The 14,790-nt window shown below is 61.1% G+C and carries 17 protein-coding genes; 15 read left to right on the top strand and 2 right to left on the bottom strand.

Annotation, left to right across the window (positions count from 1 at the left end):
- Position 1 precedes the first annotated feature (1 nt).
- Positions 2–1,342 carry a hypothetical protein gene (locus WC529_06550; GenBank protein ID MFA5113932.1) on the bottom strand — a complete coding sequence of 447 codons (1,341 nt, stop codon included), beginning with the start codon at positions 1,340–1,342 and terminating at the stop codon, positions 2–4.
- Between the two features lie 157 nt (positions 1,343–1,499).
- Between WC529_06550 and WC529_06555 the strand changes: the two genes are divergently transcribed.
- Entirely contained in the window at positions 1,500–4,397 is a 2,898-nt protein-coding gene (locus WC529_06555) for an ATP-dependent DNA helicase (protein MFA5113933.1), read from the top strand.
- Here the strand turns inward: WC529_06555 and WC529_06560 are convergent.
- The gene (locus tag WC529_06560) at positions 4,394–5,455 is read right to left on the bottom strand and encodes a DNA recombination protein RmuC (GenBank protein ID MFA5113934.1); all 1,062 of its coding nucleotides are present in this window, start codon (positions 5,453–5,455) and stop codon (positions 4,394–4,396) included. The two genes, WC529_06555 and WC529_06560, sit on opposite strands and share 4 nt — an antisense overlap.
- A 49-nt stretch (positions 5,456–5,504) precedes the next feature.
- Here WC529_06560 and metG point away from each other — a divergent pair, with 49 nt between their 5' ends.
- From metG to WC529_06630, 14 genes are read left to right on the top strand one after another with little or no spacing between them, the layout of a single operon-like run.
- Positions 5,505–5,837: a methionine--tRNA ligase subunit beta gene (gene metG, locus WC529_06565; GenBank protein ID MFA5113935.1), complete on the top strand. Its 333-nt coding sequence runs from the start codon at positions 5,505–5,507 to the stop codon at positions 5,835–5,837.
- 43 nt (positions 5,838–5,880) lie between these two features.
- Positions 5,881–6,618, top strand: coding sequence for a flagellar hook basal-body protein (locus WC529_06570; protein MFA5113936.1), 738 nt, complete (start codon positions 5,881–5,883; stop codon positions 6,616–6,618).
- A gap of 24 nt (positions 6,619–6,642) precedes the next feature.
- Positions 6,643–7,440, top strand: coding sequence for a flagellar basal-body rod protein FlgG (flgG, locus tag WC529_06575; GenBank protein MFA5113937.1), 798 nt, complete (start codon positions 6,643–6,645; stop codon positions 7,438–7,440).
- A 4-nt stretch (positions 7,441–7,444) separates the two neighbouring features.
- On the top strand, positions 7,445–8,167 hold the full coding sequence (gene flgA / locus WC529_06580; GenBank protein MFA5113938.1) for a flagellar basal body P-ring formation chaperone FlgA: 723 nt from the start codon (positions 7,445–7,447) through the stop codon (positions 8,165–8,167).
- Positions 8,164–8,751: a flagellar basal body L-ring protein FlgH gene (locus WC529_06585; protein MFA5113939.1), complete on the top strand. Its 588-nt coding sequence runs from the start codon at positions 8,164–8,166 to the stop codon at positions 8,749–8,751. The genes flgA and WC529_06585 overlap by 4 nt, the downstream gene beginning before the upstream one ends.
- Before the next feature lie 11 nt (positions 8,752–8,762).
- Positions 8,763–9,863, top strand: coding sequence for a flagellar basal body P-ring protein FlgI (locus WC529_06590; GenBank protein MFA5113940.1), 1,101 nt, complete (start codon positions 8,763–8,765; stop codon positions 9,861–9,863).
- Positions 9,863–10,171: a hypothetical protein gene (locus tag WC529_06595; GenBank protein ID MFA5113941.1), complete on the top strand. Its 309-nt coding sequence runs from the start codon at positions 9,863–9,865 to the stop codon at positions 10,169–10,171. The genes WC529_06590 and WC529_06595 overlap by 1 nt, the downstream gene beginning before the upstream one ends.
- Complete coding sequence (locus tag WC529_06600; GenBank protein MFA5113942.1) at positions 10,168–10,896, top strand: sigma-70 family RNA polymerase sigma factor; 729 nt, start codon at positions 10,168–10,170, stop codon at positions 10,894–10,896. Before WC529_06595 ends, WC529_06600 begins: the two co-directional genes overlap by 4 nt.
- Positions 10,896–11,201, top strand: a complete 306-nt coding sequence (locus WC529_06605) for a flagellar basal body protein (GenBank protein MFA5113943.1) — start codon at positions 10,896–10,898, stop codon at positions 11,199–11,201. Before WC529_06600 ends, WC529_06605 begins: the two co-directional genes overlap by 1 nt.
- 6 nt (positions 11,202–11,207) lie before the next feature.
- On the top strand, positions 11,208–11,645 hold the full coding sequence (gene flgC / locus WC529_06610; protein MFA5113944.1) for a flagellar basal body rod protein FlgC: 438 nt from the start codon (positions 11,208–11,210) through the stop codon (positions 11,643–11,645).
- A gap of 21 nt (positions 11,646–11,666) precedes the next feature.
- Positions 11,667–12,035 (top strand): flagellar hook-basal body complex protein FliE, encoded by a 369-nt coding sequence (locus WC529_06615; GenBank protein MFA5113945.1) that lies wholly within the window; start codon positions 11,667–11,669, stop codon positions 12,033–12,035.
- Between the two features lie 58 nt (positions 12,036–12,093).
- A complete protein-coding gene (gene fliF / locus WC529_06620; GenBank protein ID MFA5113946.1) occupies positions 12,094–13,644 on the top strand; it encodes a flagellar basal-body MS-ring/collar protein FliF in 1,551 nt (516 codons plus the stop codon).
- Position 13,645: 1 nt separating this feature from the next.
- On the top strand, positions 13,646–14,104 hold the full coding sequence (locus tag WC529_06625) for a hypothetical protein (protein MFA5113947.1): 459 nt from the start codon (positions 13,646–13,648) through the stop codon (positions 14,102–14,104).
- Between the two features lies 1 nt (position 14,105).
- Positions 14,106–14,789 carry a FliH/SctL family protein gene (locus WC529_06630; GenBank protein ID MFA5113948.1) on the top strand — a complete coding sequence of 228 codons (684 nt, stop codon included), beginning with the start codon at positions 14,106–14,108 and terminating at the stop codon, positions 14,787–14,789.
- Position 14,790 lies beyond the last annotated feature (1 nt).

Here is a 14,790-nt window from a genome sequence, read left to right on the forward strand (position 1 = left end):
TTCAGATCGTCCGGTTGATCGGCAGCCTGACCATTTGGTCCCCCGCCGAATCCCTGACCTGGCCGAAATAGTTGCGGCCGTTAAATTTAGATTCGATCCCCCGCGCCAGCGCTTCGGGCGTCACGCCGTCCGGCAATTCGCCGCTTTCCAGGTTGATCGTCGCATCGAGCGTCCCGTCGGGATGGATCGCCAGTTCGACCGTCAGCGAGACGTCGGCCACGCCGAGGTTATCGAGCGCGCGGTTGAAGTCGCTGTTGATATACCGGGAAAGGATGGCCCCCATGTTGGCGAGATTGTCTGCGTCCCGGCGTCTGGGGAGATCGGCCTGCCGGATGACCGGGGTTTCGACCACGGGCGCTGTCTGTACGGCGCCGGCCGAGATCGTGGTTTCCGTCACCGCGGGAGTCGCGGGCGTCGTCGGGAGAACGGGGGTCGCGGCCGGCTCTTCGGCGCCGAGACCAACAATGTTCGGCCCGGCCAATAGCTGACTATAATCATAACTCGTTTCTTCCGGCGCGGCGGCGACTACTTCCGCTTCTACCGGCTGTTGCGGTGTCGTCAATTGGCCATAGACCTGGTATGTCCCCATATTGAGCTCGACCGGGTTTTCCGGCGTGCCGACCGGTAAGGGTGTCTCGGCCACGACCGTTTCCGCAGCGGCCGGGATCTCGGCGACCACCGGTTCTTCTGCAACTGTCGCGATCAGCGTTTCCGGTTCGGCGACCGGGACCTGCTCCGGTTGTCGGGCAGTATTAAGCGCTCCAAGCTGGGCAAGGATCTCTGTCTGTTCCGGAGAGCCGGGAACCGCGTTATTCAGTGCCATTTCATAGTAGCGGACGGCTTCGCCTGTCCGGCCCTGGCTGGCGGCGTAATCGGCGTGGGTCGAGTAAGTCGCTACGTCGGCTGAACTGCCGGTCCCGTAATATTCGTACGAATCGACATAATGGAACTCCTGGCCGCGGGCGGCGACCGTTTTATCGAGATCGATGACGATCGGTCCGGTCGAGTTCTGCCAGACGCCGTCGGAATCGGGGTCGGCTAGGTCCCGGCCGATGGCGCTGAGCGCGCGGTAAACACTGCCCGAGCTGTCGCCCCGGCGGCCGTAGACTTCGTAAAGAGTGCTGCGGACGGCGTCATCGCCGACGCGGCGTTCGCCGTTCCGGTTAATGGCCACCAGCTGGCCGCCTTCCTTCTGGATCCGCCAATCGCCGGCCTGCAGGGTCATGCCCGGCCGCTGCGTTAATATCTCGCCGAGCTCGCGCAGCGATCCTTTATATGTATCGGCGGCGCAGCGGGCGCTTCCCCGGGGCGCGTTGGAACCGTTAACGTTCAATGGTGTCATTTGTTTCCCTCCTAAAAATGAAAAACTCGCCTTATTGCGGTTCTCTGACCATCAGGACGAGTTGGCAACAGGCTATATTAACTTTCACCTATATTATCGGAGAAAGTCGGCTAAAACTTGCGTTAATATGTCCATTTAATAATGTTATAATGCCCCCATGACGGAGATCCTTGCCGGCCTGAACGCGGAGCAGAAGAGAGCGGTGACCTCGGAGGGAGGGCCGCTGCTGATCATTGCCGGCGCCGGGACCGGTAAAACCACGGTCATTACCCGGCGTATCGCCTGGCTAATAGCGCAAAAAAAGGCCAAACCAAGCGAAATATTGGCGTTGACTTTTACCGACAAGGCGGCCGACGAAATGGAGTCGCGGGTCGACCTGCTCGTCCCTTACGGTTACGTTGACGTGGCGATCGCCACTTTCCACGCTTTTGGCGATAAGGTCTTGCGCGACCACTCGCTCGACCTCGGTCTGCGCCCGGATTACCGGGTCCTCTCCAAAGCCGACCAATTGATCTTCTTTCGCGAACATATCTTCGAGTTTCCCCTTAAGCATTACCGCTCGCTGGGCGACCCGACCAAGCATGTCGAAGCGCTGATCGCCGCCGTTTCCCGGGCCAAAGACGAGGATGTCGAACCGGCGGAGTACCTGGCCTGGGCGAAGAAGCAAGGGGGAGCGGAACAGCTGGAAGTGGCCAAAGTCTACAAAAAATACCAGGAGCTAAAGCTCAAGCACGGGTTCATCGATTTTGGCGACCAGGTGAACATGGTGCTCCGGCTGCTGCGGGAAAAACCGGCCTTGCGGCGGGAATACCAGCGGCGGTTCAAGTATATCCTGGTCGACGAGTTCCAGGACACGAATTACGCCCAATTCTCCCTGCTCAAACTGCTGGCCGGTAAAAAGGCCAACCTGACCGTGGTCGGCGACGACGACCAGTCGATCTATAAGTTTCGCGGCGCCGCCATTTCCAATATCCTCGGTTTTGCCAAAGCGTATCCGCGCTGCCGGCAGGTCGTCCTGACAAAAAATTACCGTTCCACCCAAATGATCCTCGACACGGCCCACCGCCTGGTCCGCCATAACGACCCGGAGCGGCTGGAGGTCCGGTCGGGGATCGACAAACGACTGGTCGCGGCCGGCGGGGCGGGCGGGCAGCGGGTCGAGCATCGGCATTTCGACCGTCTCTCCTCGGAGGCCGACTGGGTCGCGCAAACGATCAGGGCGAAGGCCGAACAAAAAGAATACCAGCTCAAGGATTTTGCCATCCTGGTCCGGTCCAACTCCGACGCCGAGCCGTTCCGCCAGGCGCTCAACGTGCTGCAGTTGCCGCACCAGTTCTCCGGCGGGGGCGGGCTCTATTCTTTTCCCGAAGTCAGGCTGGCGGTCTCGTTCCTGAAAGTGCTCGGCGACCTGACCGATTCGGTCGCGCTCTACGACCTGGCGCTGTCGGAGCTGTACCGGCTCGATCCGCTGGAACTGCAAAAGATCAACACTTTCGCCGCCCGGCGCAACCTGACCCTGCATCACGTTTTCACCCATCTTGGGGAGTCGCGAGTCGCGAGTTCCGAGTTACGTGTCCTTGATGATGTTAAGGAGGAAAGTCGGGCGGTGCTCCGGCAGATCATGGCCGATATCGCTTATTACCTGGAATTCGCCAAAAAGAAATCGACCGGCGAGGTCCTTTACCAATTCCTGAAGAAGAGCGGCTATCTGGCCGGTCTGACCGGCGTGGAATCGCTGGAGAACGAAAGCCGGCTCAGGAACCTCGCCCGCTTTTTTGAGCGGGTGCGGGAATTCAAGACGATCGCCGAGGTCGACCGGGTCGCGGAGTTCGTCCGCTACCTGAACTTATTGAAAGAGGCGGGGGACGATCCGGAGTCGGCCCAGCCGGACCTCGACACCGACGCGGTCAATATTTTGACGGTCCACAAGGCCAAGGGGCTGGAGTTCCCGGTCGTTTTTCTCGTCTCGCTGGTCAGCGACCGGTTCCCGGTTAGGAGCCGGCGGCAGCCGATCGAGCTGCCGCTCGGCCTGGTCAAGGAAGAGGTGCCGGCCGGCGACTTTAACCTGGCGGAAGAAAGACGGCTCTTTTACGTCGGCATGACGCGGGCGCAAAAAGAGCTCTACTTTACCTCCGCGGTCGATTACGGCGGCAAGCGCGACCGGAAAGTCTCTCAGTTCGTGCTGGAGGCGCTCGACCTGCCGCGGGCCGATATTACTTTGCTCAAGCAGCCGCTGCTCAACCAGATCGAGCTGTTCGCCGCCGCCGAGCCGGTCATCCCGGCCGAGCGGCGCAAGACGGCGGACGAGATCATCCCCTTATCGCATTACCAGATCGAAGATTATCTGACCTGCCCGCTCAAATACAAATACGTGCACGTCCTGCGCGTGCCGCTCCTGCCGAACCAGGCGATCATTTACGGCAAGGCGCTCCACCAGGCGGTCCAGGCTTATTTCACGGCGAAAAAGGCGGGCCGCAAGTTTTCGCTCAAGCAGCTGCTGGCCGTTTTTACCGCCAACTGGTCCGCCGAGGGTTTCATTTCGCGCGAACACGAGGAACGGCGTTTCCGCGCGGGGGAGGAAGCGCTGAAACGGTTTTATCTGGCCGAGAAAAAGCGGGGGCGAAAACCGAAGTTTATCGAGCACGAGTTCGCCGTCGTGGAAAGCGGCATCCAGCTAAAGGGGCGGATCGACCTGGTGGAAGAGCCGCGGGTCACGGGTCGCGGGTCGCGGATCATTATTGTCGATTTTAAGTCGTCGGAGGTCAGCGACCAGAAAAAGGCGGACCAAAAGGTCAAAGAGAGTTTGCAGCTCGATATTTACGCCATCGCCTGGCAGCGGTTATTTGGGAAGCTGCCGGACGCGCTGGAACTCTATTTTCTCGATTCCGGCCTGGTCGGTTCGGTCAAACCGGCGGAAAAGGACTTGGTTAAGGCCTGGGGGAAGATCAAGCAGGTCGCCGCCGGCTTGCGGGCGGGCGATTATCACGCCACCCCCAATTTCCGCGCTTGCGAGTATTGCCCTTATAACGAGATCTGTCCGAGTTCGGCGGTTTAGGGGTTGGGGAGGAGCGGGGTGTCCGAGTGGACCTCCAGGGTATCGAGCTTGTCGCCGAATTTGGTCAGCCGCTTATCGGTGGAGTCGAAACTGGCGGACAGGTTCTTTAAATGGGTCCGCATTTTCTCGAAATCTTCCAGGACTTTCATGTAATCCCCGGCCAGCTGCGACATTTTTTTAAGTATCTCCTGGGCCTGCGCTTCGACCTTCATCCCTTTCAAGCCGAGCAGGATGGTCTGCAGGTAGCCGTAAAATGAGTTGGGCGAGACCGGGTAGATCTTGTTCTCCAGCGCGTAGCGGAAAACCCCCTTGTCGTCGTCGATGTTCTCGTCCTTGACGATGATCTCGTAATAGACGTTCTCGGCGGGGATGTACATCAGGGCGAAATCCGACGTTCCTTCTTCCGGCAGGATGTATTTTTTCCGGATCGCGTCGATATGTTTCTTGACGTCGCGGATGAATTGTTTTTTGGCGTTCAGCTTGTCGCTGTCGCTCTCCGCTTCGACTATTTTCTTGAAGTTCTCCAGCGGGAACTTGGAGTCGATCGGGATGATGAGGTTCTTCAGCTTAATGATGGCGTCGACCGTTTCCCGGCTGTTGAAACGGTACTGCAGCTCGTAATAGGGGGCCGGCAGTATCTGCCCCAGGAGGTCGCTCAGGAAAAGTTCGCCCATGCCGCCGCGCAACTTGGGCGCTTTCATTATCTCTTCCAGCGAAGAGATGCTTTGGGCCAGTTCGGTCACTTTCTTGGTCGATTCCTGGACCTCGCCGAGCCGGCCGTAGACGTCTTTGATCGCCTTGGCGGCGTTGTCCAGCCGGGCGTTGGTGTTCTTGTCGAGGTTCTGGATGGTCTGGGCAAAATCGGTGTTGACCTTTTGCAGGATCGTCTGGTTGTCGGCGTACAGCTTGGTGACCGAGCCGCGGATCTCTTCCATCTGTTTCTGGATCATGTCGATCGCCCGGTCGCTGCCTGGCTGTCCGGCCGCGTTCAGTTTAATGAAGAGCCCGGCCAGGGCGATCAGGGTCAGGACGGAAACGCCGACTGCGATAATTTCCATGCCCCAGATTATAGCACATGCTATAATCTGGTTCGAGAAGGGGGGCAAAATGGACAACATTACCTATGACGAATTCAAGAAACTTGATTTAAGGATCGCGGAGATCAAGGCGGCTGAGGAGATCCCCGGCGCGGACAAGCTCTATAAGCTGCAGATCGACCTGGGGACGGAACAGCGCGAGCTGGTCGCCGGGATCAAGCTGCATTACCAGGCGGCGGAACTGGTCGGCCGCAAGATCGTGGTGCTGGCCAATCTGGAGCCGCGGGCGATCCGCGGCGTGACCTCGCACGGCATGCTGCTGGCCGCGTCCAACGAAGACAAAAGCGCGGTCGTTTTATTGACGGTCGAGAAGGATATCTCCAGCGGAGCGAAAGTCTCATAATTCCGATTGACATTTTGCCCCGGTAAGCTATAATTTTTTCAGCATGACCGACCGAATTTTGGAGATCGGAGGCGCCGGCCTGGAGTCGACTGACCAGCGGGTCAGAAAACTCATGGATAACATGGTCAATGCCGAGGTCCCCGGCTATAAAAAGTCGGAAGTGGTCATCAAAGGTTTCCCTCTCGAGCTCGAAACCGCCAACCAGAAGATGCAATCGGTCAAACCGCAGGTCGAAGGGTCGTTCTACAGCAATTTACAGGGGGCGTTGGTCAAGACCGACAGCCCGCTCGACATCGCCATCGGCGGCGAGGGATTTTTCGTGGTCTCCGGGGAGTGGGGAGACGGGTATACCCGCGACGGCCGCTTTAAACTGGACCAGGACGGCCGGCTCCTGACGGTCGCCGGCAATTTCCCCGTCCAGGGTGAAGGCGGGCCGATCATCGTCACCCCGGGCGCCCAGGTCGAGATCAGCCAGGCGGGCGAAGTCAACGTTGACGGGGTCCGGGTCGACCGGCTCCGGATCGTCCAGCCGGAACAGCAATCCGGCCTGGACCAGCTTAACGGCAGCATGTTCAAGCGCAAGGATGCCGGCGTGGTCATGCAGGAGATCGAGAACCCGCGGGTCATCCAGGGCTATGTCGAAGCGTCCAACGTCAACGTGGTCGACCAGATGATGGAGATGATCATGATGGAGCGGCTCTACGGGCTCAATGCCAAGATCATCTCCACCCGCGACGGCAACCTGGCCCGGGCGATGGAACTGGGCCGCGCGAGCCAATAGTTAGACTGAACAGAGGAGGGTAAAATGTTCCAGCCATTATACGTTGCGGCTACCGGCCTCTCCGCGATGCAGGACGAGATCCTGAACATCACCAATAACCTGGCCAACGCCAAGACGGTCGCGTTCAAGAAATCGCGGGCGGAAATGGAAAGCCTCTTCTATGTCGAGAAAAGCTTCAAGGACACGCTGTACGAGGCGATGTCCGGCACCGAAACGCCGCCGGTCAACGTGGAATACGGGACCGGCGTCCGGGTCGCCTCCACCCCCAAGGATTTTGCCCAGGGGGCGGTCGAGGTCACCAGCAACCAGCTTGATATTTCCATCCAGGGCGAAGGGTTCTTTCAGGTCAAGCTGCAGGACGGCAGCGATGCCTACACCCGCGCCGGCAATTTCCACGTCGATAACGACGGCAACTTCGCGGACCCGAACGGCCGCCTGCTGGCCAATAATCTCGTCATTCCGGAAGGGACCAGTTCGGTCGTGATCCGCCAGGACGGCACGGTCCTGATCGCGACCGAAGGGAGCACCACGCTGAGCGAGCTGGGGCAGATCACCCTGTCGCGTTTTACCAATCCGGCCGGCCTGAAGTCGATCGGCCAAAATCTTTATCAGGCGACCGCCGCCTCGGGTGAGCCGGTCAGCGGCACGGCCAATCAGGCCGGTTTCGGCAGCATCAACCAGTACTCGCTGGAGCAGAGCAACGTTGACGTGATCTCGGAGATGATGCGGATGGTCATGGTCCAGCGGGTGTTCGACACCGTGACCAAGGCGGTCCAGAGCTACGAAACGATGATGACCACGCTCGAAAGGATGAAGCAGTAAACGCATGATCAATCGTTTGGGGCGTTTTATTCTGGCCGGCCTGGCGGTCTTCCTGATCGCCGGCGCCGCGCCGGCGCTGGATAACCCGGAGCAGCGGGTCAGCACGGTCATTAAGAACTATATCGTCGGCAAGCATCCGGACTGGACCCAGGCGGAGATCAGCCTGACCTTCAAACAGGCCGACAAGACGTTTGCGTCGCTGCAGGCGTACGGCAGCGCCGAGATCAAGCTCCTGCCGGTGCTGCCCGATTTCAAGCCGGTCGGCAACGTCATCTTCCCGCTGATCATTACCGACGGCGAGAACGAAGAGAAGTTCCTGGTCCGTACCAAGGTCGAGGTCCGGCGCGAGATCGCGGCGGCCAACCGGCAGATCAAGAAAGGCGAACTGCTGGCCCTGGCAGACCTGAAGCTGGAGAGCCGCGACATCGCGCTGCTGCCGCAGAAGTATTTCGGCGACACCGTGACGCTGGTCGGTAAAGAGAGCAAGATCGCCATCCCGGCCAACAGCACGATCTTCGCCTGGATGGTCGGCCCGCCGGCGCTGATCAAGCAGGGGGGCTCGGTGACGATCGTCGTTTCCGCCCCGGGGCTGGCGATCAAGGCAAAAGGCGAAGCGCTGGAGCCCGGTTACCCCGACCAGCTGATCCGGGTCAAGCGGCTGGATTCCGGCAAGGTCATAAAGGCGAAAGTAAAATCGGCAAACGAAGTTGAGGTAGAAATGGAATGAAAAAAACGATCACGGCCGTAATGCTGGGCATGCTGCTGGTCTCGCTGGCCGCGGCGGACTCGATCTGGAACGAGAACAGCGCCTCGCCGTACTCGACGCAGAAGACCTACAAGGTCGGCGACATCATTAACATCATCGTTCTGGAAAGCTCGTCGGCCAAAAGCCTGGCCGGCACCAAGACCGACGTCAAGGACGACCTGAGCGCCAAGCTGACGCACACGATCGCCCGCCTGGCGCCGGTGATCGGGACCAATTCCCAGGTCGCCTTTACGGCGCAGAACAAGTACGCGGGCGACGCTTCGACCAACCGGGGGAACAACGTCACGGCCCGGATCGCTTCGTGGGTGACGGAAGTGCTGCCGAACGGCAACCTGAACATCAAGGGGCAGCACCGGGTCGAGGTCAATGACGAGCTGCAGGAGATCACGATCACCGGCCTGGTCCGGCCCAAGGACATCAGCGGCGCCAACACGATCTATTCCTACCAGGTGGCCAACGCCAACCTGGCGGTCAAGGGGACCGGCTCGGTCGCCGACAGCAGCGCGCCCGGCTGGATCACCCGGATATTCAATTGGCTGTTTTAACGGGAGGGAAAATGCGGTTAACGAAGTGCCTGGTCATTACACTGTCGCTGGTCATCCTGGCGGGGAGCGCGCTGGCGGTCTCGCCGGCCGCCCGCGTCAAGGATATCGCCTACGTCCTGGGGGCCAGGGAAAACCAGGTGATGGGTTTCGGCCTGGTCGTCGGCCTGAACAATACCGGCGACAAGACCCAGACCGGCTTCACCCAGCAGGCGCTCACCAACCTGCTGTCGCGGATGGGGGTCGTCCCGCAGACGGTCGATTTTAAATCGCGCAACGCCGCGGCGGTCATGATCACCGCCACGCTGCCGCCGTTCGTCAAGGTCGGCCAAAAGCTCGACGTCACCGTCTCTTCGGTCGGCGACGCCACTTCGCTCCAGGGCGGCACGCTGCTGATGACCCCGCTGCAGGGGGCCGACGACCAGGTTTACGCCGTCGCCCAGGGAAGCCTGATCGTCGGCGCCGATCCGTCCTCGCCCAGCATCCCTTACTCCCGCCAGCGCCAGGTCACCGTCGGCCGGGTCCCGGGCGGCGGCCTGGTCGAAAAAGAAGTGCCGGTCACCCTGCTCGGCAAGAGCGGGATCACCATTGTCCTGAACGAGCCGGACTTCACGACCGCCAACCGGCTGGTCGCTTCGGTCCGGCGGGCCGGTTTTTCCGCGACGGCCAAGGACGCCGCCACGGTCAACGTGCCGATCGAAGGGGAGGACGTGATCGAGACGATCGCCCGGCTGGAGAACCTGACCGTGACCCCCGATACGATCGCGAAGATCGTCATCAACGAACGGACCGGCACCGTGGTCATCGGCGAGAACGTCGTGATCGCGCCGGTGGCGGTCTCTTACGGCGGCATCGACGTTTTTATCAGCAACCTCGACCTGTATTCGGAAGGGCGCGAATCGGAGAGCGCCCAGGAAGAGACGCGCTACACCGCCCAGGGGCGCGCCCGGATGAAAAAGAAAGAAGGAAAAATGACCCTCGTGCCGGGCTCGCCGACGCTGGCGACGCTGGTCCGGGGGCTGAACACGATCGGCGCTTCGCATAAGGACATGATCGCGATCCTGCAGGCGATGAAACGGGCCGGCGCGATCAAAGCGGAGCTGGAAGTGATCTAATGGAAGGGCTGACGACGAACCAGATCGGCTCGCTCGCCCAGTACCGCGCGTTAAGCGGCGCGGTGCCGCTTGCCCGGACGCGCAACGAAAAGGTCCAGACCGAGTTCCTGACGCTGTTCTACAAAGAAATGCTGAAACAGGTCTTTACGACGCCGGCGTTCGGCGGCGCGGAGGAGAGCGGGTTCGCCAACCCGGCCGCGCTGGTCAACGCCGACCTGATGGCGGAAAAGATGGCGGAACACCTGGTCAAGAGCGCCCAGGCGAGCGGCCAGTGGCTGCCGGCCGCCGGTGAAAGCGAGGCAAAATGAGCAAGACGGCGAAAAAGGCCTCCAGCCCGGTAAAAGTGGCGACCCACGGCTCGGTCGAGGCGTACATGCCGCTGGTCCATTCGATCGCCTCGATGGTTTCCGGCAAGGGTTTGCCGCCCAATATCGAGTACGACGACCTGGTCTCCGACGGCACCGTCGGTTTGATGAAGGCCTGGGAGAATTTCGATCCCAAGCGCGGCGTCAAGTTCGAGACTTACGCTTCTTACCGGATCCGGGGCGAGATGCTGGACGGCCTGAAGAACTACAGCCCGGTCCCGTACCGGGTCCAGGTCATGGTCCGGGACATGGCCAAAAAAGGGGTCAAGGCGGTCGCCACCAAGAAGGAGGCGGAGGCGGACGAGCTGCTCGAGAAGAAAGAGCTGTCCGAGGACGAGTTTAAACAGGCGCTGAAGCGGATCAAGAAGATCGTTTCCGCGTCGGCGCTGATGTACCTGCTGTCGATCCAGGGGATGTCGGAAGCGGGCGTCGAGCCGCAGGTCTCCGGCGAGGGGACCCCGGACTCCGAGAGCGATTTTGCCGAGCTGAAAGAGCGGATCAGGACGGCCGTTTACGACCTGCCGGTGCAGCAGCGGCAGATCGTGGAGCTGTTCTTCCACAAAGGGATCAACCAGAAGACGATCGCGGAAAAACTGAAACTGTCGCGGCCCAAAGTATGCCGGGTCATCAACAAGGCGATCGAAACGCTGAAGAAGAAGGTGAAGTGATGGTCGAAGCGGTCAACATTTTCGACAGTTCGTTCGGCGGCCTGGAAAAGGCGATGCGGATCGCGACCCAGAGACAGACGGTGATCGCCCAGAACATCGCCAACGCCAAGACGCCCGGGTACCGGGCGATGACCTTTGACGAGCAGCTGATGAAAGCGGTCGAACGGCAGGACCACAGCGACGTCGTGCTGGAGGACGAGCTGGCGCAGTTGACCGCCAATTCGGTCAGGTACTCGGCTTACACCAAACTGATCGCTTCCAAGTTGAACGTCCTGAAAACCGTGGCGACGCAGGGCAGGAGGTAATGAGCGATGGGATTTGATCAAGCCCTTGATATCAGCGTGACCGGCGTCGAGGCCCAGCGGCGGACGATGGAACTGATCTCCGCCAACCTGGCCAACATCAACACGACCCGCACCGTTTTCGGCGGCCCGTATCGGCGCAAGATCGCGGTGCTGAACGAAAAGCCGCTCTCCTTCGTCACCGAGCTGGCCAACGCGCAGCTCCGGCTCTACCGCGGGGCCGGCGGCGTCGAGGTCAGCGATATCGTCGAGGACAACACGCCGTTCCAGAAGGTCTACAATCCCGGCCATCCGGACGCCGACGCCGACGGTTACGTGCAGATGCCCAACGTCAACATGTCGACCGAGATGGTGGACATGATCATGGTCTCGCGGATCTACGAAGCGAACATTACCGCGTTCAACGCGACGAAAAAAATGATGCAGGACACGCTCTCGATCCAGTAGCGTACCGAGGAGGGACATTAAATGATACAGGGGATCGATCCGATCACGGCGAACATGAGACTGGCCCAGCTGCTGGGCGAGGATGACCTGGGCGTGAAAGCGGCCGCGCCGTCCGCCGGCATCGGGCAGGGGGTTGGGGCCGCGGCCAAGACCGCTTTTTCCGGGAACCCGTTCGAGGACATGCTGGCCAAGGCGATCGAATCGCTGGAAGGGGTCAGCAAGTCGGAGTTCCAGGCGAACCAGCTGATCGACCGGTACATCAAGGGTGAGGCGGACCTGCAGGAAGTGATGGTCGCCCAGTCCAAGGCCAGTTTAATGGCCCAGCTGGCGGTGACAACGGTCAATTCGGCGGTCAACACGTTCAAAGAAATAACGCAGATCCAGATCTAGTTCATTGGTTTAGCGTTTAGAGTTTAGTGTTTAGAGTTTATTAAAGAAAGGGGCAATGATGGCAGAACCAGCTGGTGGCGGCGGCGGTTTCGACTTGCGCCGGTTGCTTTTGATCGGCGGCGTGGTCGCGGTCGTTCTTTTCTCGGCGCTCTTCTTCTTTTTCCGGAGCTGCGCGCCGGCGATCAGCGCGGCCAACAAGAAACCGGGCTACACGGTGATCTATTCCAACCTCGACCTGAAGGACGCGGCCAACGTCATCGCCCGGCTGAAGGAGACTAACCTCCAGTACGAGATCCGGGACGACGGCCGGGCGATCGCGGTCCCCAAGGAAAAGGCCGATCAGGCCCGCTTGAGCCTGGCGGAGAAGAACCTGCCGGTCGGCGGCGTCGTCGGCTGGGAGATCTTCGACGAATCGAAACTGGGCGCCACCGATTTTGACCGCCGGATCCAGCTGATCCGGGCGATCTCCGGCGAACTGTCGCGGATGATCAGGCGGATCAACGGCGTGGAAGAAGCCACCGTCCAGGTCGTGATCCCCGAATCGAAACTGTTCGCCGCCACGACCGCCCCGGTCACCGCGGCCGTGATGCTCCGCCTGCGCCCCGGCTTCATGCTGGCGCCGGAAAAGATCAACGGGATCGTCCACCTGGTCGCCAGCAGCGTGGAAAACCTGCAGGTGGAGAACGTCACCGTGGTCGACGACACCGGCCGGATCCTGACCGGCAAGCTGATGTTCCTGACCGCCAAACAAGCCTTAACCCCGCCGCCGCCGGCGGAACAGCCGGTCGAGATCAAGGAGCCGGAAGTGTCGTCGAGCCCGGAATTGATCATCACCAAACCGTTGCCGGTCCTGACCACAGAAGCAATTGCCCGGCCGGCGGCGACCAAAGAAGTCGCGGCCAGCCCCGAAGCGGCCGCCCGGCCGGTCCTGACCGGGACCGCCACGCTGACCGCGGCGGAAAAGGTCCGGCTCAAGGTCCAGAGCCGGCGGGAGCTGGAGCAGGAGCTGGCCGGCAAGGCGCAGGAACTGCTCAACCGCTTTTATCCGCTCAACAGCGTGATCGTCAAGGTCACGGTCGACGTCAAACCGGCCAAAGAGGTCGAGCTTAAGGCCCGCGACCTGAAGATCAAGAAAGTGTCGACCATCGTCCTGATCGACAACCGGGTCGACTTCAACGCTAACCTGAAAAAAGCGACCCTGACGACGGTCGCCGCGGCCGTCAGTTACAACAAGAAACGGGGCGACCGGATCCTGCTGCAGCGGGTGCCGTTCCACCTGGCAAGCCCGCCGCTGATCACGGTCAAGGGACCCGCCAAGGGGCCCGGTGCGGCCGGCAGCGGGTCGCTGAAGATCTGGGGAACGCTCCTGACCGCGCGGCGCCTGGCCTGGGCCGGGGTCGCGTTCGCCCTGCTGGTCGGCGGTTTCTGGTTCATCAGCAGCCGGCGCAAGGGAACGGCAACGGCCGCCGCGCCGGCGGCGGAAACGGCGGCGCCGGTCAATCCCGGATTGGCCCGGGAGAGCGTCTCCAAGCTCGATCAGGTCAGGAACATCGCCGAGCAGAACCCGGAGCGGATCGCGGAGCTGCTGAAAAAATGGTTGAGCGAATAACATGACGCTGACAGGCAGGGAAAAAGCGACGATCTTTTTATCGATCCTCGGGGCGGACGCCTCCTCGCGGGTGCTCCGTTATCTGCCGGACGAGCTGGCGGACCTGATCGCGGCCGGGATCAACCACCTGCCGTCGCCGTCGCCCGACGCGCTGGCCGCGGTCCTGAGCGAATACAACAGCTACCTGGCGCTGCCGGAAGCGAGCGGCGTCGTTTACGAGCCGGCCCCGGCGGCCCCGCCGGCGCCCCGCAAAACTTACGCTCCGCTGCTTTACGAACGGCCGCAGCTGGCGGCCTTTATCCTCTCGCTTTTGCCCGCCGAGGAAAGGGAAGGGGCGCTGCGCGCTTTCCCCCGCGGCAAGGCGGCGATCGAGGAACTGCTGCCCGCCCTCAAGGAGAACGCGCTCCGGCCGAAGATCGAGGCGCGACTGCGCCAGCTCTTCGGCAGCGGCGTCTTTTAGCATGGGCCTGATCAAGCGCGACCAACTGGAAGAAAAAGGGATACTCCTCATCGAGAAACCGGCCGTCAGCGTGCCGCACCGGGAAGCGCCGCCCAAGGTCGTTAGACCGGCAGCGGTCCGCGTCGCGGCCGACGATCTTCCCCGGGCGAAAAGCGAAGCCGAGCGGATCGTCGATCAGGCGCTGCAGGAAGCCGAGCAGATCAGGGAAGGGGCGAGGGAAGAAGGACGCCACGAGGGAAGGGACGAAGCGGCCGCCCGGATCGAGGAAGCGCTGGAGACCGTCAACGAAGCGGTCAAAGAGCGCAAAAGGATCATCAAGGATTCCGAAGCGGAGCTGCTGCGGCTGTCGCTCAAGATCGCCGAGCAGATCATCCGCTCCGAGGTTTCCCTCCACCGCGACGTTTCCCTCAACATCGTTTCCGAAGCGATCGGCCGGGTCTCGGACCGCGAACAGATCATCGTCCGCGTCAACCGCGAGGACGCCGAATACCTGAAGCGCTACAAGGACCGGCTGGCCGGGATGCTCGACGGGGTCAAGAGCTTTTCCATCATCGAGGACAGCAACATCGAGCCGGGGGGCTGCGTGATCGAGACCAACCTCGGCTTTATCGACGCCCGGATCGCCACCAAACTCCGCTCGATCGAAGAAGCCCTCCAAAAGGTCAGCGGCGAAGAGACCAACTGAC

The organism is Candidatus Margulisiibacteriota bacterium (assembly GCA_041650855.1).
In the GTDB taxonomy this organism is placed as follows: Bacteria; Margulisbacteria; WOR-1; order O2-12-FULL-45-9; family XYB2-FULL-48-7; genus JALOPZ01.

Bases quoted from the DNA above. Each gene is read 5' to 3' on its own strand.
- metG (MFA5113935.1), top strand. From the start codon at position 5,505: ATGGACAACATTACCTATGACGAATTCAAGAAACTTGATTTAAGGATC.
- WC529_06625 (MFA5113947.1), top strand. From the start codon at position 13,646: ATGACGCTGACAGGCAGGGAAAAAGCGACGATCTTTTTATCGATCCTC.
- WC529_06605 (MFA5113943.1), top strand. From the start codon at position 10,896: ATGGTCGAAGCGGTCAACATTTTCGACAGTTCGTTCGGCGGCCTGGAA.
- flgC (MFA5113944.1), top strand. From the start codon at position 11,208: ATGGGATTTGATCAAGCCCTTGATATCAGCGTGACCGGCGTCGAGGCC.
- WC529_06550 (MFA5113932.1), bottom strand. From the start codon at position 1,342: ATGACACCATTGAACGTTAACGGTTCCAACGCGCCCCGGGGAAGCGCC.
- WC529_06590 (MFA5113940.1), top strand. From the start codon at position 8,763: ATGCGGTTAACGAAGTGCCTGGTCATTACACTGTCGCTGGTCATCCTG.
- WC529_06570 (MFA5113936.1), top strand. From the start codon at position 5,881: ATGACCGACCGAATTTTGGAGATCGGAGGCGCCGGCCTGGAGTCGACT.
- fliF (MFA5113946.1), top strand. From the start codon at position 12,094: ATGGCAGAACCAGCTGGTGGCGGCGGCGGTTTCGACTTGCGCCGGTTG.
- WC529_06595 (MFA5113941.1), top strand. From the start codon at position 9,863: ATGGAAGGGCTGACGACGAACCAGATCGGCTCGCTCGCCCAGTACCGC.
- WC529_06585 (MFA5113939.1), top strand. From the start codon at position 8,164: ATGAAAAAAACGATCACGGCCGTAATGCTGGGCATGCTGCTGGTCTCG.
- WC529_06555 (MFA5113933.1), top strand. From the start codon at position 1,500: ATGACGGAGATCCTTGCCGGCCTGAACGCGGAGCAGAAGAGAGCGGTG.
- WC529_06560 (MFA5113934.1), bottom strand. From the start codon at position 5,455: ATGGAAATTATCGCAGTCGGCGTTTCCGTCCTGACCCTGATCGCCCTG.
- flgA (MFA5113938.1), top strand. From the start codon at position 7,445: ATGATCAATCGTTTGGGGCGTTTTATTCTGGCCGGCCTGGCGGTCTTC.
- WC529_06600 (MFA5113942.1), top strand. From the start codon at position 10,168: ATGAGCAAGACGGCGAAAAAGGCCTCCAGCCCGGTAAAAGTGGCGACC.
- WC529_06615 (MFA5113945.1), top strand. From the start codon at position 11,667: ATGATACAGGGGATCGATCCGATCACGGCGAACATGAGACTGGCCCAG.
- flgG (MFA5113937.1), top strand. From the start codon at position 6,643: ATGTTCCAGCCATTATACGTTGCGGCTACCGGCCTCTCCGCGATGCAG.
- WC529_06630 (MFA5113948.1), top strand. From the start codon at position 14,106: ATGGGCCTGATCAAGCGCGACCAACTGGAAGAAAAAGGGATACTCCTC.